We start from the raw sequence: 18,151 nt of genomic DNA on the forward strand, positions 1-18,151 counted from the left end.
ATCAAAATTTCTGTATCTTTGATTTTAATCCTCTCGAAAATACGTTCCCGGTGGGAGCGTTAGATGCAGGGGATTTTCTATTTAATTAACGAGGACGATATGAGCAACGTATCTTATTACACCGCAGAAGGATTAAAGAAATTAAAAGAAGAACTCAATCACCTGAGGGACGTGGAGCGTCCACGAGCCTCACAGGCTATAGCCGATGCAAGGGATAAGGGCGACCTCTCCGAGAATGCCGAATACGATGCGGCAAAGGAAGCACAGGGCCACCTTGAACTCAAAATCGCCAAGTTGGAAGAAACCCTGGCCAACGCCCGACTTATAGATGAATCCCAGTTGGATACTTCCAAGGTGTTGGTGCTGTCTACCGTCAAACTTCGAAATAAACAGAACGGGATGGAGATGACCTACACCCTGGTAGCCGAAAGCGAGGCAGATCTAAAGGCCGGGAAGATCTCCGTGACCTCTCCGATAGGAAAAGGACTCCTCGGGAAGAAGGTGGGGGAAACGGCTGAGATCAAGGTTCCCAATGGCACCTTAAAACTGGAAATACTGGAAATCAGCAGGAAGTGAGGTAGAATATTCATTATCTTTAATCCTGTCATGCAAATGACAGGATTTTTAATTTCCAGAACATGCCTAGCATCTTTACCAGGATCATACAGGGGGAAATCCCCTGTTATAAGATCGCAGAGAACGACCGATTTTTTGCCTTCCTCGACATCAATCCCAACGCCATCGGGCATACCTTATGTGTCCCCAAAAAGGAGGTCGACAAATTGCTGGACCTCGATGAAGAAACCTATACAGGCCTCATGGCATTCGCCAGGAAAGTAGGCCTGGCCTTAGAAGCGGCCGTTCCGTGTAAGCGGGTAGGGATGACGGTCATCGGCCTGGAAGTACCCCATGTTCATGTACACCTTATTCCTCTCCAAACTATGGCGAACGCAACCTTCCAGCATAAGGTCTCCCTTACGCCCGGGGAATTTGAAGAGGTGGCCGCAAGAATCAGAGCCAGTCTTTGAGGATGCCTGCGAAATAGAGGTACGCCAAAACACCTGCGAGAATCACCAGTGCAGCCAGAAGCCAGACCGATAATTTGGTCAGTTTCACGCTGCTGGGTTCAGGGACGGTAAGCTTTTGAAAGTATTCGAAACTTCGCTCTATGTCTTCCGTCCAGGACACCGGATAGATGACGGAGCCGCAGGTAAGACATTTGATCTCGTGGCTGACCTCCGATGTGGTCTTGTTAAAGAGCCTGCTGATTAGATGCTTCTGATAGAAGGTCAACTTCAGTTCCTGGTTGAAGCATTCCGGGCAGTTGTTCTTCAGATCGGCCTCTTTGATCATCTTCAGTTGTTCCTTGGCCATAACTATGGGTTTATCAGTAATGAGATTTGCATGATAGTGCCTTGCTTACTCGAGGTCAGGACTTTTATCCTGCCCTTGTGATATTCCTCAACGATTCGCTTTACCAGGGATAAGCCCAGTCCCCATCCTCTCTTCTTGGACGTAACACCAGGCTCGAAAATGGTGTGGAAGTCGCTTTTCGGGATCCCCTGTCCCGTATCGGATACCAGGATATTCACGTATTTCCCCTCGGGAATGATCTCTATGGAGATGGAGCCTTTTCCCTTCATGGCATCGATCCCGTTCTTTACCAGGTTCTCGATGGTCCAGTTGTAAAGGGCAGCATTGAGCATGATCGGGAGGGATTCTACCCTGGGGTGGAAGGAGAACTGTATCAGGCGTGAGCTGCGCAATTGAAGGTATTCATAGGCCTTCCTCGTCTCTTCTACAATGTCTAACCGCTCCAGCTTGGGCAGGGATCCGATATTGCTGAAGCGTTCAGTGATGGTTTGCAATCGGTCAATATCCTTTTCGATCTCTTCTGTGATAGAATTGTTCAGGTCCTCTTTCTTCAGCAATTCATTCCATCCCAGCAGGGAGGTAAGGGGGGTGCTGATCTGGTGTGCGGTCTCCTTGGCCATCCCCGCCCAGAGTTTATTTTGCTCCGAGGCCTTGTTTGTCTTGAAGAAAAAGAAGATGACCGTACCAAAGAGAAGGATGATCAGCAATAAAGCTATAGGGTAGTATTTAAGTTTGTTCAGCACTTCTGAATTCCCGTAGTAGAGCGTTGCCAGGGTCTCCCCGTCATAGGTGATGGCGATCGGGGTGTTCTCATCCCGGAACCTGGCTATCTTTTTCCGGATCTCCAGGGAATCTGCTTCCACTTCTTCAGGCATGTTGTTCGTCTTTATCGACCCGTCCCTGTTGACCAGGATCATGGGCGTGGAGGTATTGTTCTGGAAGATCTTGACATGAAGGTTTCCGAGGTCCCTGTCTTCTGAGGATTGAAGAAGCTCAGACTGAGCGGTCGCCCAGATCTCCATCTTGTGTCGCTCTTCCTCCTTGAATTTCTTAAAGAAACTATTGGTATTCCAAAGGATAAGACTTACGATAACAAAGGATGCTATCAGCAAGATGAGATTGTTGAATTTGTTTTTCGGATTAATGGTCATCCTCTTTTAACCTGATTTAAAGATAACTTAATTTGATCTCTTTTGTTGCATTTGAAGCAGATGGAGGGTTCCCATATTGGGCACAATTTACGTACCTTTGTTCCCTATGTCAGAGACCGTAACCATACTCCCTGCTGAAGTTCCCGTAGCCCAACTTCACGGCTATTTGCTCGGAGCTGTGGGTCCCAGGCCCATCGCATTTGCCAGTACGGTGGACAAGGGAGGAAGGCCTAACTTGTCGCCCTTCAGTTTCTTCAATGTATTCAGTGCCAATCCCCCGGTCCTTATCTTTTCCCCGGCCCGGAGGGTAAGGGACAACACCACCAAACACACTTTAGAGAATGTACTTGAAACGCGGGAAGTGGTCATCAACGTGGTGGATTACGATATGGTACAGCAGATGTCCCTGGCCAGTACGGAATACGCCCAAGGGGAGAACGAGTTCATCAAGGCCGGGCTTACCATGGTGCCTTCAGACGAGGTAAGACCCTATCGGGTAGGGGAATCCCCTGTTCAGTTCGAATGCCGGGTTACCAAGGTAGAACCCCTGGGAGAAGAAGGGGGCGCAGGAAATCTTGTGTTTTCAGAAGTGGTCCGAATTCACATTAAGAAGGCAATACTGGATCCGGACGGAGGCATAGATCAGCACAAAATAGACCAGGTGGCCAGGATGGGGGGAAACTGGTATACCCGGGCGAGATCCGGAATGTTTGAGGTCCCCAAACCGCTGAGTACAAAAGGGATGGGGGTTGACCGTCTCCCCGAACAGGTTCGAAAAAGTCCGGTGCTGACAGGCAATGACCTGGGGATGCTCGGTAACGTGGAGAGTCTGCCTTCTGAAGAGGCCGTAAAGGCATTTCTGAAAGAACACCCGAACCTCATTACCCTGCAGGGCAACCTTGAAAAAATACATCAAAAAGCAAAGGAATTTTTAATGGAGAACGATGTGTCTTCCGCCTGGAAGGTACTCATGTTAAATCAGTAAATATGGAAATACAAGGCAAGATTAAAATGATCGATGAAACCAAGACCTATGGGTCTAATGGTTTCCGCAAAAGGGAGGTGGTCGTGACCACGGAGGAGCAATACCCACAACACATTATGATCGAATTCGTACAGGACAAAACGGACCTGCTGAACGCATTCAATGAAGGGGAGAGCGTAAAGGTCAGCATCAACCTGAGAGGCAGGGAATGGGTAAATCCGCAGGGGGAGACCAAATATTTCAATTCCATCCAGGGATGGCGGATAGAAAAACTTACCGCTGAAAACGAATCTGCTGGTATGCCACCCATACCTCCGATGGATGCTTTTGAACCCGCCAACGAACTGAATGAAGAGGATCACGACGATCTTCCTTTCTAAGGTCTGAGGGTTATCCCCAGGAAAATAAACCCACCTACCCGTGAAGAACGAGAACAGGCCCATCACTTTTCTGGATGACCGGTTGATCTTTCCACCGGTGGAGATGGCCAATCCCGAAGGGCTTCTGGCCGTAGGGGGGGATCTTTCCCCGGAACGTCTTATTCTGGCCTACCGCAACGGCATCTTTCCCTGGTTCAGTGAAGACTCCCTCATCCTGTGGTGGAGTCCGGACCCGAGGATGGTCTTATTCCCTTCCAGGGTGAAAGTGAGCAGGAGTATGCGAAATACCCTGAACAGGGGAATTTATAAGGTCACCCGTGACCACGCCTTCAGGGAGGTGGTCGAAGCATGTGCAAAGGCCCCCAGGCCGGGTCAGAACGGCACCTGGATCACCGGAAAGATGATCGAAGCCTATATCGAATTGCACCGCAAGGGGATTGCCCACTCCTATGAGGTCTGGGAAGATGGAGAATTGGTGGGAGGGCTTTATGGTCTGGACCTCGGTCATGTGTTCTGCGGGGAAAGTATGTTCAGCAGGTCTCGTGATGCCTCCAAATGCGCCCTGATCCAACTGGCTGAAGATCTGAAAGAAAAAAAGTACAGCCTTATCGACTGTCAATTGCACACCACTCACCTGGAAAGCCTGGGGGCAGAACTGATCCCCAGGTCGGATTACCTGAACATCTTAAAGGGAAAAGATTACCGAGGAGTTTAAGAAAAGGACCGGCCGGGTGTCCCCGGTGTAATTTTCCAACCTGTATTCAAGCCCGGTCTGGAATTGTAGATCCGCATCGAGGCGCCATCCGACCATAGCTGCGAATCACTGGTCGAACTGGGGAGATACTCCCTTGGCAGCACTCAAAAGGGCTTCGGTATTGAGGAAAAGGTAGGCTTCACGTACATCCACCTTCTCACCCTGGAGGGGGAAGTCAAGCGTAAACCGGTACCTGAAACGATGTATGGTCAGGTCCGGGAAAATGCGTTGTTCTGAACGCAGGCGGTGGCCATACCGCACTATCAGGGGTCTTGAGGTGATGTTTAATTGCTGGGTTAATCTGAATTCATTCTCCCGGGCAGGTTCAAAGAGTTTTCTGAATCGATACATGAGCCCTAAGCCAAAACTCGTATTCGCACCAGACGAGAAAGTGGAGAAATGGGAAATATCCAGGTTCCTTCCCTGAAATTCCATTTCCCGATTTCTCAAGATATAATTCCTGCTGCTGATGGCGAGGTTGTGGTTGTAGTGTGGCAGGACCTTATAGTTAAGGGCCATCTGGGGTTGGAGGTAGGCTGTGAAAGATTCCTGTGCCACAAGTTCGTGGAACCCAAAAAAAACAACGATGACCAGCAGGGATCTAATACAGGATATGGTCATAATTGGGGGGTAATGACTTCCTTCGGGAGATGAAGATGCCCTCGGCATCAAAGAGGTATTCGTACTCTTCACGCCCCGAATCGGTCCTGCAGGATACTACCAATTCATAATTGATATAAGGCAGCAGGAGGTTCTGAAAAGCATCCTTCATCACTTTTTCCAGGTTTTGGTTTCCGGTCACCGGATATTGCTGCTGTAATCTTCTGACCTTGAATTTGCCACAATCGTTTTCCAGGTAAGCAGAGATCCCGGCATAGACATCTTCGGGGACATCAACTTCCTTCACCAGAAGTTCGATATCTTCGAGTTCTCCGACCGCGCTGAATTCGACGCTGTAATGGAGCCTGTCTTTCCTGAATTTAGCCTCAAAACTCGTTGTGCTGCTGTCGATCTCCTTGTAGAACCTGAGCCTCCGAACACCTTCGATCTCCTCACGGATAAGTAACAGGGCATTTTGAGGGAATTCGGATTTTTTGATCCTGAATTCGCGCTCATACTTGGCCTGCCCCTGTAAACAGAGGGTACAAAACAGGGTCAGTCCTGTAAATAGGACACTAAACTTTGTCATAACGAAAACAGGATGTTAAGTGATCATTGACCATGCCCGTAGCCTGCATATGGGCGTATACCACGGTACTCCCAACAAATTTAAACCCCTTCTTTTTCAGGTCGGCACTAAGACGGTCAGACAGATCGGTCCTCGCCGGAAGATCAGAGAGCGTTTTAAAGGAATTTTTGATCGGTGTGTGATTTACAAATCCCCAGATATAGTCGCTGAAGGTCCCAAATTCATTCCGGACCCTTATAAAGGCATTCGCATTGTTCACGGTGGCATGGATCTTCAATTTGTTCCTGATGATCCCGGGATCATTCAGCAGCAGGGTTATTTTCTCGGAGTCGTATTTCGAAATTTTATAAAAATCGAAGTCGTCAAAGGCCCTGCGGAAATTTTCCCTCTTGTTCAGGACGGTCAACCAGCTCAGTCCTGCCTGGAAGGTCTCCAGAGTCAGGAATTCGAAGAGGATGGCATCATCTTTAACCGGCACGCCCCATTCCTCGTTGTGGTACCTCACATACCTCTCGCTGCCTTCGCACCAGCCGCATCTTTCCAGGCTCATAGGCTGTCATACTTTCTTTAAAGATAGTAGGAAAATATTAAATTCTCCTGATTCAAAAATGGGTGAACACACCTTTTGGATATTGGCAATCAGCTGGAATACACAATGCCGATCCTGGGTTGCAAAGCCCGATGATTATCTGTGGAAAGGAAAAAAAGTAAAGACCTGAAGGACCATGGAGATCTTCAGGTCTGTTATCAAATGAAGGAACCATTCCTCTTGGGAATACTCGGGCGTATCGCTTAGCTTGTTTTACTTCTGGATCAAGGCCTCAGGGGGAGGAAGATCGATGTAAAAGGAGCGAACCTTTATGAACGTTCCTGGTGCAGGAACTTGATCTTGATATCACCCTCTATCTGCAGGGTGTAGCCTGCATCCCTGGCCTGAAGGATAAGGTCCTTTACCTGGGTTTTAGCCTCTTTGAGTTCTTTTATCCTGTGTTCGGAATGTACAGAATCAATACCGAATCTCTCTTGTAAACTCAGGATCTGAAGGTTGTGAAATTTGATCTTATCTCCGATAAGTGAAAAGAGGATATCCGCAGCTTCGGCAGGGGTATAAGTCCCCTCCACCAACTTGATGGTGGTCTGTTCCTTTTTGATTTCCGTTTGTTGAGTTTGCATGTATGTGATTTAAGGTGAATGAATATTACTTTCTAACCGTTACGAGTTTCATAAAGACGATGCACCCTAAAATAAAACCGAGGGCGATCAGTTCCCTGAACATGAGTTCATAGTGCATGGACAGGGCCATAAAGCCAAGAAAAAAAGCGGAACTGAGGGTGAGAGTGATCAGAGTTTTAGTAGATAGCATAACGGGATGTTTGGTGAATATATCTTCTCGTGGAATTTTATTTTTGGCAAATGTCGGGTCTTTGCATCATATATTTTTATTTATATTTAAAATGTGAAACATAAATACTATTTATGAATTATACTTTACAACAACTCAGGATCTTCAAGACGATAGCCGAGACCAAGAGCATTACCAAGGCTTCCGAGATCCTGCACCTAACGCAACCGGCGGTGTCCATACAGCTGAAAAAGCTACAGGAACAGTTCGATATTCCCCTTACAGAAGTGATAGGGCGGCAGTTGTACATTACTGAATTTGGGAATGAGATCGCACAGGTAAGTGAGCGAATCCTCAACGAGATCCAGACCATCCGCTACCGGTCCCGGGCATATAAGGGGCAGTTGGTGGGTACTCTTAGGATCTCCATCGTCTCAACGGCCAAGTATGTAATGCCTTATTTCCTCTCGGGGTTTATGAGGGAACACCAGGGGGTTGACCTTCAGATGGATGTTACAAATAAGGCGGGGGTCATCGGGAGTCTTGAAGAGAATGCGGTGGATTTTGCGCTGGTATCCGTTTTGCCTGAGCAATTTGATATGGATATGGTCACTTTGATGAAAAACAAACTCTTTTTAGTGGGAAGCAAGGCCCCCGTAGAGAAAGGGAGAAACGTTAAAAAATCGGATTTCGAAAAGCTGCCTTTTATTTTCAGGGAGAATGGTTCGGCCACGCGCAGGGCGATGGTCGATTTTCTACAGGCCAATGGGATACGGACGGGAAAGAGGATGCAGCTTACTTCCAATGAAGCTGTGAAACAGGCGGTAATCGCCGGTTTGGGGTATTCCATTATGCCCATCATCGGCCTTAAGAACGAACTGAACATGGGTTCACTTCAGATCCTGCCAGTCAAAGGATTGCCCATCAGCACTACCTGGAATCTGATCTGGCTGAAGTCAAAGAAATTCTCTCCTATTGCCGAGGCTTACCTGGAATATGTCAGAGCTGAAAAGGACGCCATCATAAGGGAAAAGTTCCAGTGGTATGAGGGGTATTAGCGATTGGAATAGGATACAAAAAAACCGGCCTGCCGTTTCCTTTTGAAAGGAAGGACAGGGCCGGTATCAGAGAACAAACACTTATTTTTTCAGCTCACCGGAAGTAAGGGCATCTTCCAGGTAGGCGTCTACAGTATTAAAATTCCTGAAGAATTTTTTTCCATCAGTACGTTTCAGGGTTACCCTGGTATCGCCATCTGCGGTGTAGGCATAGTCTACCACTTCCACTTCTTGACCGTAAACGGTCTTCATGTCAGCAATCCCACCCCTTTTTATAATGAAGTTCTTTCGGGGAAATAGAATGTAACGGTATTCGTGAGACAGCGGTTCAGCAATGGTCAGAACGGTCCCTTTTTCGACGGGCACCTGTTGTGTTTGCTGCGCCTGAAGCAACGCGCTACCACCGAGGAAGCAGGCTACCAAGATCAGAGTTCGTAACATGGTTTATCAGTTTTGTCGTTCACCTCAAAAATAAAAATACTTACCTACATAACCAAGCAATACTATTGTTAAAAAATAGTTAAACTATTAGCACATGAAAGTAATACTATTATTTTTGCTTCGTCTTAAAAAAAATAGAGATGAAACATCTGTTGCAGACCATCAAGATCGAAGTGAATAACAAGACTTTTGTAAAAGATCCGGAGTCGTCTGCCCTGGGTAAACGGATCGTTGAACACAGCATCCTGATGATACACGAACTGGGGTTCGATTCTTTTACTTTCAAGAAATTGGGCGACAGGATCGGTTCTAATGAAAGTTCCATCTATCGTTATTTCGAGAACAAGCACAAGTTGTTGCTCTACCTGACCTCCTGGTATTGGGGCTGGCTGGAGTATCAGTTTGTCTTTGCCACTAACAGCATCGCAGATCCCGCCGATAAATTGAGGAAAGCCATAGAGGTCGTGAGCAAACCGGTGGTCCTCGACGCTTCCTTCTCCCATATCAATGAAGTATTGCTCAATGACATCATCGTTAACGAGTACTCAAAATCTTACCTGACTAAAGAAGTGGATACCGAAAATAAGGAAGGCTATTTCGAGGTGTACAAACGCCTGGTCTTGAGAATAAGTGAGATGATTCGGGAGTTGTGTCCGGAATATCCCTTCCCGTCCAGCCTGGCCAGCACCGTGCTTGAAGGTACGCTGCACCAGTATTTTCTCGTGCAGCACTTTCCTTCTCTTACAGATTGCAGTGATGGGGTGCCTCCCACAGACTACTTCACAGATCTCGTTTTTAATTCAATTGACACATAAGAAATGGCTAAGACCGTACTCACTGCCTGGCAGCGCCTGCTGGGCCTTTTGAAACTGGATAAAAAGGACATTTTCCAGATCTTTTACTACGCGATCTTTGCCGGCTTGGTGAACCTTTCCCTTCCTCTGGGGATTCAGGCCATCATCAACCTGATACAGGGAGCTCAGATCAGCACTTCCTGGATCGTTCTCGTGATCCTGGTAACCCTGGGGGTAGCTTTTGTAGGGATCCTGCAGCTGATGCAGATCAGGATCATTGAAAACGTACAGCAAAAGATCTTCACCCGGGCATCCTTTGAGTTCGCCTACAGGTTTCCGAAAATAAAGCTCAGTGAACTCAGGAATTTTTATCCACCCGAGTTAGCGAACAGATTTTTTGACACCCTTACGGTGCAAAAAGGGCTGGCCAAGATCCTGGTCGATTTCCCGGCGGCCTTGCTTCAGATCATTTTCGGTCTGATGCTGCTCTCATTTTACCATCCGTTCTTTATCATCTACGGCTTTCTGCTGCTCTTCCTGATCTATCTCGTCTTTAAATTCACGGCTCAAAAGGGCCTTGAGACCAGCCTTCAGGAGTCTGAGAACAAGTACAAGGTGGCTCACTGGTTGCAGGAAGTTGCCAGGTCTATCCTCAGCTTCAAATTATCTGGTAAAACGAGCCTGGCCATGGATAAGAATGATATGCTGGTGGAAAAATACCTGGAAGCCAGGGAGAGCCATTTCCGAATCCTGGTGATCCAGTTCATCCAGATGATCGGATTTAAGGTATTGGTCACCATAGGCCTCCTCCTTATAGGGGGGATCCTGGTACTTAACCAGGAAATGAATATCGGGCAGTTCGTAGCGGCCGAGATCATCATCCTCCTGGTCATCAACAGTGTGGAAAAACTGATCCTCGGGCTCGAGACCTTTTACGACCTGCTGACCTCCCTGGAAAAACTGGGTCAGGTAGTAGACAAGCAACTGGAGCCCATAGAGGGAGAAAGACCCTTTAAGGAGAACGACCCTTTCAACGTTGAGCTCAAAGACGTGGAATACAACATTCCCGGCACCAACATTCAGATCATCAGGGGAGTTTCCCTGAATATAACTCCGGGTTGTACCATTCAGATCAAGGGGGAAAGCAGTTCGGGCAAATCTACCTTGCTCAGGTTGATCGCTGGTATCATTGAGCCCGACAGGGGTATGATCTACATCAATAACGTTTCCCTTAAACAGATCTCCCTGAATTACTACAGGTCCCATATCGGCCAATCCCTGGCTGAAGAGTCGCCCTTCGAGGGAAGCATCCTGGAGAACATTACCTTCGGAGATGATTCCATTACGGATGAGGAAGTCTACTGGGCGCTCGATAAGACCGGACTTACCGAATTCGTCAAAGACCAGCCCCGTGGCCTACGGACGATGCTGTACCCGGAAGGGCAGCAGATACCCTATGTGGTTTCCAAAAAGATCGTCCTGGCCAGGAGTATCGTCCGAAAACCCAGGCTCCTGATCCTGAAGGATCCCCTGGATCATTTCAATCCGGCCGAGGCCGAAAAGATCATCGATTTCCTAACGGACAGATCGAATCCATGGGCCCTGGTCGTCGTAAGCCAGAATCCGAGATGGACGAAGAAGTGTACCCGAATCATTACTATGAAAGCAGGAAAAATCACTAACGAAAGTTAATAAGGCCATGTTGAATATATCTCCCAATAAACTCAATAGGAAAGTGGATCTGATGCCCTTCAGGTCATCCCAGCGGGTATTCCACGAGAGGGACCACAAGCATTTCAACCGCTTTCTGATGGTCTTTTCCCTCATCGGGTTTATCGTACTTTTCCTGCCGTGGACACAGACCATATCCGGGGTCGGATATCTCACCACCCTCAATCCGGAACACCGCCCACAGACCATACAATCCCCCATTCCGGGACGGATAGAGAAATGGTTTGTGCAGGAAGGGGATTTTGTGAACAAGGGGGATACCATCCTCTTTATTTCGGAGGTCAAGAATGAGTATTTCGACCCTGACCTGATCTCGAGGACAGGAGATCAGATCCGGGCTAAATCCCTTTCGGTTACCTCTTACCAGGAGAAGGTAAAGGCACTCAATTCCCAGATCGGGGCCTTGCAACAGGAGCGAACCCTCAAGCTCGAACAGGCGAGGAACAAGTTGCTTCAGGCCCGCCTCAAAGTACAGAGCGACAGCATAGACCTGGAGGCCGCTAAAACGAATATCACCATTGCCCAAAGGCAGTATGACCGGGTTGTTCAGCTCGAGAGAGAAGGGTTGAAAGCGATCACGGATGTGGAAGAGAAAAGGCTTAAACTGCAGGAGACCCAGGCCAAACTGATCTCCCAGGAAAATACCCTGCTGGCCTCCAAGAACGAGATCATCAACGCAACCGTGGAGATCAACCGGATACAGGCAGAGTACACAGACAAGATATCCAAGGCGCAGAGTGACATGTTCACAGCCCAGTCGAACCAGTTCGACTCCGAAGCACAGGTCACCAAACTGGAGAACGAGTACACCAATTATGAGATCCGAAGTCAGATGTACTACATCCGTGCGCCCCAGAGCGGTTATATCAATAAGGCCATTCAGGGAGGCATTGGGGAAACCTTTAAGGAGGGAGACAAGTTGGTAGGCATCATGCCTTCAGAATACGCCCTGGCCGTGGAAACCTATGTAGCGCCTATAGACCTGCCTTTGATCCATATTGGGGAAAAGGTCAGGATACAGTTCGACGGCTGGCCGGCGATCATTTTCAGCGGTTGGCCCAATGTATCCTATGGTACCTATGGTGGGAAAGTGGTAGCTATTGAGACTTTTATCAGCAGTAACGGAAAGTACAGGATACTCCTTGCGCCAGATCCGGATGACCACGCATGGCCAAAGGATATACGGGTAGGTTCAGGGGCGAACACACTTGCCCTGCTGGAGGACGTACCCATATGGTTCGAACTCTGGAGGCAGCTTAATGGCTTCCCGCCCAACTATTACCAGCCAGAGGATGGAATGGCACAAAGCAATAAAAAATAAGGATGAAGCGGTCTCTTTCTTTATTCTTACTTCTTTGCACCTTCTCCCTCACAGGACAGGTGGCAGATTCCCTGGTCCTGAATTTCAGGGAGTATCTGGGGTATGTAAAAAAGTACCATCCGATCGCCCGGCAGGCAGACCTGGTCATTGCAATTGGGGAGGCCAACCTTATGAAGGCCAGGGGTGGATTTGACCCCAAGGTGGAGGTGGACTACAACAGGAAGCAATTCAAGGGGACGGAGTACTATGACCGACTCAATGCCACCTTTAAGATACCTACCTGGTACGGGATCGAACTCAAGGGGAATTTCGAGCAGACGGAAGGGGAATTCCTGAATCCGGACGAGACTTTGCCTGACGATGGTTTGTACAGTGCAGGGGTTTCCTTTTCCCTGGGGAGGGGATTTTTGGCCAACGAGCGCATGGCTACCCTTCGCAAGGCGAAATTTTTCAGGGAACAGACCCTTGCAGACAGGGATCTGCTGATCAACGACATCCTTTTTAACGCCTCTGTAGCCTATTTTGACTGGCTGCAGGCCTATAATGAAAGGGAAATATTCAGTCAGTTTCTCGAGAATGCCCTGATCCGCTTTGAAGGGATCAAGGCAAGGGCGATCGCTGGTGACATCGCCTCTATAGACACTGTTGAGGCGAAGATCGCCTATCAAAACAGGGCCTTGAGCCTTACCCAGGCCGAGGTTAACCTCCGGAATAAAGCCCTGGAACTGTCTAATTTCCTGTGGATGGCGAATGACGTCCCGGTTGAACTCAGGGAAGGGGTGATACCGGATACTTCCCTCCAGGGGGAAATAGACCTGGCCCTGGAGATCTTGGGACTCCCGCTGGATAGTTTTACCCTGGAAAACCATCCCAAGATCGTTTCCCTGGGGCTTAAGATAGACCAGCTGACCATCGATAAAAGACTGAAGACGAACCAGCTCCTTCCTCGGATCGATTTGGAATATAATTTCCTTACCGAGACACCTGAACTCCTGAATTCCTTCGAGGACCAGAACTACAAGGGAGGCCTGAATATAAGTCTACCCCTGTTCCTGAGGAAAGAAAGAGGTGAGCTCAAACTGGCCAAGTTCAAATTGAGGGATGCGGAGTATGAGTACGCCAATGCTTCTGTCACGATTGCCAACAAAGTAATTGCGATCTATAATGAACTCGATTCTTTCGAGGAGCAGAACCGCCTGGTCTTCGACATTGTGGACAATTACAACACACTGCTGGAAGGGGAGGAGCGCAAGTTCAGTTTTGGTGAGAGCTCCCTCTTTTTGATAAACAGCAGGGAAAGCAGGCTTATAGATGCCAGGTTGAAACAGAATGAACTGCAGAACAAATACTTTAAGGCCAAAGCCAAGCTTTTCCAGAGTTTGGCCATCAACCCGGAGGGGATCTGATCTAAATGCTTCCGCCCGGCCCGTGTAAGGTTTTAGGGCATTAGCCTACAGAGTAAAGGTGGGATACGAAATCCAAAGTACCCGCAAAAGTTATGGAGATCAACAAAACATCCTCTTATATCCGTCAAAACCTGGAAAAGGCGCTCAGGGCTGCCATGACCTACTCGGAGTTCAGGGACCTGGTATCTGAATTGGCTGAAAAACACGGAACCACGGGACCCGAGCAAACAGAGGCCTATAAGAATTACACCGCCCTGAATGACAGGAGAATGCGTCGCTGGGACAAAACACTCAGGATCACGGATGACCAGGTGGAGGAAATCCGCGATTACGAACAAAGTGTCTTTTGGCTGGTGATCACTGAAAGCTGGTGTGGGGATGCAGCACCCAGTTTGCCGGTCATGAACCGCATGTCTGAGCTCAACGAAAAGATACAGTTGAGGATCATCCTCAGAATTGACTTCCCGGAGGTCATGGATCTTTTTCTTACCGATGGAAAACAGTCCATTCCCAAACTGATCGCAATAGACGCCGAGACATTTGCTGTACTCGCTGTCTGGGGTCCCTTACCCTCTAAAGCGGCAGAGATCGCCTCTGCCTATAAATCAGAGCACGGTTCCCTCACAGCGGCCTTCAAAGAGGACCTGCAACAGTGGTTCAATGCCGATAAAGGGAGAAATATCCTGGAGGACCTGATGGGATTACTTGCCCTGAAACAGGTAGGTGATCGTTCCTAGCTGTATTTGTTTCGAGCCTTCCGTAAATCGGGCCTGGGCCGCGTATTTCAGGGCGTTTTCAACGAGGCAGCCATTATCAGTAGTGGAACTCGTCGCATTAAAGTCGACTTCGGTCACATACCCGTATTGGTCTACTTTGATGTTGATCACCACCCTTCCTCCTTCAAGACAGGTATAGATTGGCGGTGGAAGGTCGAGAGAGGAACGGTCCAGCAGGGAGTAGGTGATACGCGTTCTCTTGTTGATGAGGTTTTCTGAATACTCCTTCTTCTCTGCCTCCTTTTCCCCCAGCTGTTGTCTGCGCTCTTCTCTGATCTTTGCCAGTTCTTTCAGGGAGGCCCTGTAGGCTTCATCGTCCTGCAGAAAGTCCTCCTCTGAATTCTCATTTGCGTTGAGTTGTTTTTCTTCAAGCAACTCCTGCAGGGTCTTCAGGGGCTCCGGCGCTCCGAAACTGGGCTTGGCGGTCTCGTTCATGGCCTGGTTGGTCTTCTCCAGATTCAGATTATCCATCTCTTCCGCCAATTTTTCTTCCTGTTCTAGTAATTCCTGCAGCTCCTCATCTGCCAGGCTCATCTCAATGACGTATTCATCCTGTTCCTCGGCGTTGAGGTGGAGATTGAACAGGAGCAGAACCATGATGGAAAGGGAGAAAAAGGTAATAATGAACGAAAGCTGGTTTCTGTTCATGTCCTTAATCCAATCGAAATATTTGAGAATATTAGTCATGACCATATCTCATAACGCTTCAAATTACGACAAAGTACTGACTATTGTGGAAAAAAAAGAGCCTTGAATGCCTCTGGCGTTATAGCATTATGTACGGAAAAAGACCCTATTTTGGTTCTTCTGAGGGCAGAAAGGTGGCCGCCTGTGTTGAGTTTTTGCCCAAAATCATGGGCCAGAGACCTTATGTAGGTCCCTTTGCTGCAGACCACCCGGAAGTGGACTTCCGGCATTTCTATACCGGTTATTTCAAATTCAAAGATCTCTATTTCCCTGGCCTCCACCTCTACCTCCTTGCCTTTTCGGGCGTATTCGTAGAGCCGTTTGCCATCCTTTTTGATAGCAGAGAAGACAGGGGGTTTTTGGGATATCCTGCCCACAAACCCCAGTGTGGCTCCCAGGATCTGCTCCTTCGTGAGGTGATCGGTGGGAAAGGTCTGGTCTACCTCGGTTTCCAGGTCGAAGGACGGGGTGGTAGCCCCCAGGGTAATCGTTCCCGTATATTCCTTTCGCTCGTTCTGGATTTCGGGTATTTTTTTTGTGAACTTTCCCGTGCACACCACCAGGAGACCTGTAGCCAACGGGTCCAGGGTACCTGCGTGCCCTACTTTGATCTTCTTCAGGTCAAATTTCTTCCTAAGCGTCCATTTGGCAGAGTTCACTACCTGAAAGGAGGACCAGCCCAGGGGTTTGTCGAAAAGCAGTACCTGTCCGTCGAGAAATTCTTCTTTTGAAAACGCATTCGGTTTCACGGCCATGGGTATCAGTTCCAGAATCCAAGGGCAATAGCAGTAAGGCCTACGAGGAAACAGTAAATGGCAAAATACTGCAATTTGCTCCTCCTCACCAACTGTATCATCCAGGTACAGGCGGCGAGTCCTGCTATGAAAGCCGCGATAAATCCCGCACTGATCGGGATCATTTGTTCGCTGTTAAAATCTATTTCTCCGTCCATGAGGTCCATGACCATTTTTCCCAGGATAAGGGGTACGACCATCAGAAAAGAAAATCTTGTGGACTTGTTCTTATCGATCCCCAGGAGGACAGAGGTTGAAATGGTGGCCCCACTCCTCGAAATGCCCGGCAGGATAGCGATAGCCTGAGACACCCCTATGATAAAGGCATTAAAAAAAGTCACATTCTTTTCGGTTTCCCGGGCCCTGTCGGCCAGGTAAAGCAGGAGGGCGGTAATGATTAGCATAAAACCCACCAGGACCACATTCTCCCCGAAAAGGCTCTCCAGTTCTTTCTCAAAAAATAGACCTATCAATGCGGCCGGGACCATGGAGATGACGATTTTTAAGGAAAAACGGCTCTCCTCATTCCATTTAAAACTGAACAATCCCCTCAGGATTTCCAGTACGTCCTTTCGGAAAACGACCAATGTACTCAGGGCGGTGGCAAAATGGAGGACCACGGTAAAGAGCAGGCTGTCCTGTGGCAGGGGGTTGTCTCCCAGAATGGCTTTGCCGAGTTCCAGATGCCCGCTGGAAGAGACCGGTAGAAATTCAGTCAATCCCTGTACAATACCCAGGATGATGGCGTCTATAAGTTCCAATTAATCTTTCTTATGGGGATTCAGAAGGATAGCGTACACTTCCAGAGCCAGACCTATCAGTACCAGGGCGGGTGCAAGTTTGATCCTCCTGAAACTGTATATGTCCGTACTGAATACCTGGGGGTCGTCACTGCCTCCCCCGCTCATGAGGATAAATCCCAGGGCCATACATCCCAGGCCCAGGAACATAAAGAGGTAATTCTTCTTTTGGAAGATGAATTCCTTGCGAGCTGCGTCGCCAGACGTTTTTTGTTTCTTACCCATGGTCGCAAAGTTAATAATATAAATCGTCTGTCCTCAGATTCAGGAACCGCTGCGTGGCAAAAAAGGTGCTCAAGAGGGAAATGATCACCCCGAGGACGAACACTCCCAGGAACAAGCCTCCCAGGAACAAGGTGTCTTTGAGCAGGCCGAGTTCAGGAAAATTCACATCCATGTAATACAGAAGTCCCCCGAGAAGGATCAGGGCAAGGACAGCTCCCAGCATGCCCAGTTTCACATTGGTCCAAATAAAAGGCCTTCTGATAAAGGTCTTGGTTGCACCTACCATTTGCATGGTCTTAATGATAAACCGTTTTGAATAGATGGAAAGTCGGATGGAGCTATTGATAAGCAAAACAGCGATAAAGGTAAACACCCCACAGGTTACGAGGATCCAAAAGGAGATGCGCTTCACATTTTCGGTCAGCAGGGCGATCAGGGGTTTGTCATAACTGACCTCTTCCACATAGCCTTTCGCAGAGATCTCCTCGGCGATCAGGGCGATCTCCTCAGGAGTTACAAACTCCGCGTTGAGTTGCACGTCGATGGAATTCTTTAACGGATTATAACCGAGGAAGTCGATAAAATTTTCGCCTATCTCCTCACTATGCTGTTCTGCCGCCTCTTCCTTAGAGACATAGGTCGCCTTCTTGGTATAGGGGGCAAGGGCCAGGCTTTTCTGGAGCTGGTCTATCTCAACTTCTTTGGCGTTGTCCTTCAGAAAGACAGAGAGGGTGATCTGCTCCTTGAAATGATCTGCGAGTTTTTTAGTGTTCAGGACGAGAAGCCCCAGGACACCCAGGAGGAAAAGGACAAGGCTTATACTCAGGACTACAGAGAAATAGGAAGAAATTAGTTTTCTCTTCTGATATCTCTCGAAAGATGTACTCATACCATAGAATAATGGTGTAAAAATACTAAAGTAAAGATAACCTGCTCCGCGCAG

General features: G+C 48.3%; 24 protein-coding genes. 11 read left to right on the plus strand and 13 right to left on the minus strand.

Annotation, left to right across the window (positions count from 1 at the left end; genetic code table 11):
- The first annotated feature begins 99 nt into the window (after positions 1–99).
- Together greA and GWK09_RS06995 are read left to right on the plus strand one after the other, a co-directional pair.
- Positions 100–576, plus strand: a complete 477-nt coding sequence (gene greA, locus GWK09_RS06990) for a transcription elongation factor GreA (RefSeq protein WP_163692269.1) — start codon at positions 100–102, stop codon at positions 574–576.
- A gap of 62 nt (positions 577–638) precedes the next feature.
- A complete protein-coding gene (locus tag GWK09_RS06995) occupies positions 639–1,028 on the plus strand; it encodes an HIT family protein (protein ID WP_163692270.1) in 390 nt (129 codons plus the stop codon).
- Here GWK09_RS06995 and GWK09_RS07000 read toward each other — a convergent pair.
- Both GWK09_RS07000 and GWK09_RS07005 read right to left on the minus strand, forming a co-directional pair.
- A complete protein-coding gene (locus GWK09_RS07000; protein WP_163692271.1) occupies positions 1,012–1,374 on the minus strand; it encodes a hypothetical protein in 363 nt (120 codons plus the stop codon). The genes GWK09_RS06995 and GWK09_RS07000 overlap by 17 nt on opposite strands.
- A 2-nt stretch (positions 1,375–1,376) precedes the next feature.
- Positions 1,377–2,525, minus strand: a complete 1,149-nt coding sequence (locus GWK09_RS07005; protein ID WP_163692272.1) for a sensor histidine kinase — start codon at positions 2,523–2,525, stop codon at positions 1,377–1,379.
- A 106-nt stretch (positions 2,526–2,631) separates the two neighbouring features.
- Between GWK09_RS07005 and GWK09_RS07010 the strand changes: the two genes are divergently transcribed.
- Genes GWK09_RS07010 through aat form a run of 3 tightly spaced genes read left to right on the plus strand, consistent with a single transcriptional unit; the run spans position 2,632 to position 4,605 of the window.
- Complete coding sequence (locus tag GWK09_RS07010) at positions 2,632–3,510, plus strand: flavin reductase family protein (protein ID WP_163692273.1); 879 nt, start codon at positions 2,632–2,634, stop codon at positions 3,508–3,510.
- 2 nt (positions 3,511–3,512) lie between these two features.
- Positions 3,513–3,890 (plus strand): DUF3127 domain-containing protein, encoded by a 378-nt coding sequence (locus GWK09_RS07015; RefSeq protein ID WP_163692274.1) that lies wholly within the window; start codon positions 3,513–3,515, stop codon positions 3,888–3,890.
- A gap of 40 nt (positions 3,891–3,930) precedes the next feature.
- Positions 3,931–4,605 carry a leucyl/phenylalanyl-tRNA--protein transferase gene (gene aat, locus GWK09_RS07020; RefSeq protein ID WP_163692275.1) on the plus strand — a complete coding sequence of 225 codons (675 nt, stop codon included), beginning with the start codon at positions 3,931–3,933 and terminating at the stop codon, positions 4,603–4,605.
- Positions 4,606–4,710: 105 nt separating this feature from the next.
- Here the strand turns inward: aat and GWK09_RS07025 are convergent, their stop codons facing one another.
- From GWK09_RS07025 to GWK09_RS07045, 5 genes are all read right to left on the minus strand, one after another.
- The gene (locus GWK09_RS07025) at positions 4,711–5,265 is read right to left on the minus strand and encodes a DUF2490 domain-containing protein (RefSeq protein ID WP_163692276.1); all 555 of its coding nucleotides are present in this window, start codon (positions 5,263–5,265) and stop codon (positions 4,711–4,713) included.
- Positions 5,246–5,833: a hypothetical protein gene (locus GWK09_RS07030; RefSeq protein WP_239530732.1), complete on the minus strand. Its 588-nt coding sequence runs from the start codon at positions 5,831–5,833 to the stop codon at positions 5,246–5,248. Before GWK09_RS07030 ends, GWK09_RS07025 begins: the two co-directional genes overlap by 20 nt.
- Positions 5,820–6,383 (minus strand): DNA-3-methyladenine glycosylase I, encoded by a 564-nt coding sequence (locus tag GWK09_RS07035; protein WP_163692277.1) that lies wholly within the window; start codon positions 6,381–6,383, stop codon positions 5,820–5,822. Before GWK09_RS07035 ends, GWK09_RS07030 begins: the two co-directional genes overlap by 14 nt.
- Before the next feature lie 308 nt (positions 6,384–6,691).
- On the minus strand, positions 6,692–7,006 hold the full coding sequence (locus GWK09_RS07040) for a hypothetical protein (protein WP_163692278.1): 315 nt from the start codon (positions 7,004–7,006) through the stop codon (positions 6,692–6,694).
- 25 nt (positions 7,007–7,031) lie between these two features.
- The gene (locus tag GWK09_RS07045; protein WP_163692279.1) at positions 7,032–7,196 is read right to left on the minus strand and encodes a hypothetical protein; all 165 of its coding nucleotides are present in this window, start codon (positions 7,194–7,196) and stop codon (positions 7,032–7,034) included.
- Between the two features lie 113 nt (positions 7,197–7,309).
- Between GWK09_RS07045 and GWK09_RS07050 the strand changes: the two genes are divergently transcribed.
- Positions 7,310–8,233, plus strand: a complete 924-nt coding sequence (locus GWK09_RS07050) for a LysR family transcriptional regulator (protein ID WP_163692280.1) — start codon at positions 7,310–7,312, stop codon at positions 8,231–8,233.
- 81 nt (positions 8,234–8,314) lie between these two features.
- Here the strand turns inward: GWK09_RS07050 and GWK09_RS07055 are convergent, their stop codons facing one another.
- Positions 8,315–8,674 carry a hypothetical protein gene (locus GWK09_RS07055; protein WP_163692281.1) on the minus strand — a complete coding sequence of 120 codons (360 nt, stop codon included), beginning with the start codon at positions 8,672–8,674 and terminating at the stop codon, positions 8,315–8,317.
- A 140-nt stretch (positions 8,675–8,814) separates the two neighbouring features.
- On the opposite strand from GWK09_RS07055, the gene GWK09_RS07060 reads away from it, so the two are divergent.
- The 5 genes from GWK09_RS07060 (at position 8,815) to GWK09_RS07080 (ending at position 14,663) form a co-directional block, all read left to right on the plus strand.
- Positions 8,815–9,489 (plus strand): TetR/AcrR family transcriptional regulator, encoded by a 675-nt coding sequence (locus tag GWK09_RS07060; RefSeq protein ID WP_163692282.1) that lies wholly within the window; start codon positions 8,815–8,817, stop codon positions 9,487–9,489.
- 3 nt (positions 9,490–9,492) lie between these two features.
- A complete protein-coding gene (locus GWK09_RS07065; protein WP_163692283.1) occupies positions 9,493–11,160 on the plus strand; it encodes a peptidase domain-containing ABC transporter in 1,668 nt (555 codons plus the stop codon).
- Positions 11,161–11,167: 7 nt separating this feature from the next.
- Positions 11,168–12,520: an HlyD family secretion protein gene (locus GWK09_RS07070; RefSeq protein ID WP_163692284.1), complete on the plus strand. Its 1,353-nt coding sequence runs from the start codon at positions 11,168–11,170 to the stop codon at positions 12,518–12,520.
- Positions 12,521–12,522: 2 nt separating this feature from the next.
- The gene (locus tag GWK09_RS07075; RefSeq protein ID WP_163692285.1) at positions 12,523–13,926 is read left to right on the plus strand and encodes a TolC family protein; all 1,404 of its coding nucleotides are present in this window, start codon (positions 12,523–12,525) and stop codon (positions 13,924–13,926) included.
- Between the two features lie 92 nt (positions 13,927–14,018).
- Positions 14,019–14,663, plus strand: coding sequence for a thioredoxin family protein (locus GWK09_RS07080; protein WP_204260368.1), 645 nt, complete (start codon positions 14,019–14,021; stop codon positions 14,661–14,663).
- Here GWK09_RS07080 and GWK09_RS07085 read toward each other — a convergent pair.
- From GWK09_RS07085 to GWK09_RS07105, 5 genes are read right to left on the minus strand one after another with little or no spacing between them, the layout of a single operon-like run.
- Complete coding sequence (locus GWK09_RS07085; RefSeq protein WP_239530734.1) at positions 14,628–15,389, minus strand: hypothetical protein; 762 nt, start codon at positions 15,387–15,389, stop codon at positions 14,628–14,630. The two genes, GWK09_RS07080 and GWK09_RS07085, sit on opposite strands and share 36 nt — an antisense overlap.
- Before the next feature lie 41 nt (positions 15,390–15,430).
- Positions 15,431–16,144, minus strand: a complete 714-nt coding sequence (truB, locus tag GWK09_RS07090; RefSeq protein ID WP_163692286.1) for a tRNA pseudouridine(55) synthase TruB — start codon at positions 16,142–16,144, stop codon at positions 15,431–15,433.
- 5 nt (positions 16,145–16,149) lie between these two features.
- Positions 16,150–16,944 carry an undecaprenyl-diphosphate phosphatase gene (locus GWK09_RS07095; RefSeq protein WP_163692287.1) on the minus strand — a complete coding sequence of 265 codons (795 nt, stop codon included), beginning with the start codon at positions 16,942–16,944 and terminating at the stop codon, positions 16,150–16,152.
- A complete protein-coding gene (locus tag GWK09_RS07100; protein ID WP_163692288.1) occupies positions 16,945–17,208 on the minus strand; it encodes a DUF3098 domain-containing protein in 264 nt (87 codons plus the stop codon).
- Between the two features lie 10 nt (positions 17,209–17,218).
- Entirely contained in the window at positions 17,219–18,097 is an 879-nt protein-coding gene (locus GWK09_RS07105) for a cell division protein FtsX (protein WP_163692289.1), read from the minus strand.
- Positions 18,098–18,151 lie beyond the last annotated feature (54 nt).

Origin of the sequence: Muriicola jejuensis (assembly GCF_010671595.1) — a bacterium.
GTDB classification, from domain to species: Bacteria; Bacteroidota; Bacteroidia; order Flavobacteriales; family Flavobacteriaceae; genus Muriicola; species Muriicola jejuensis.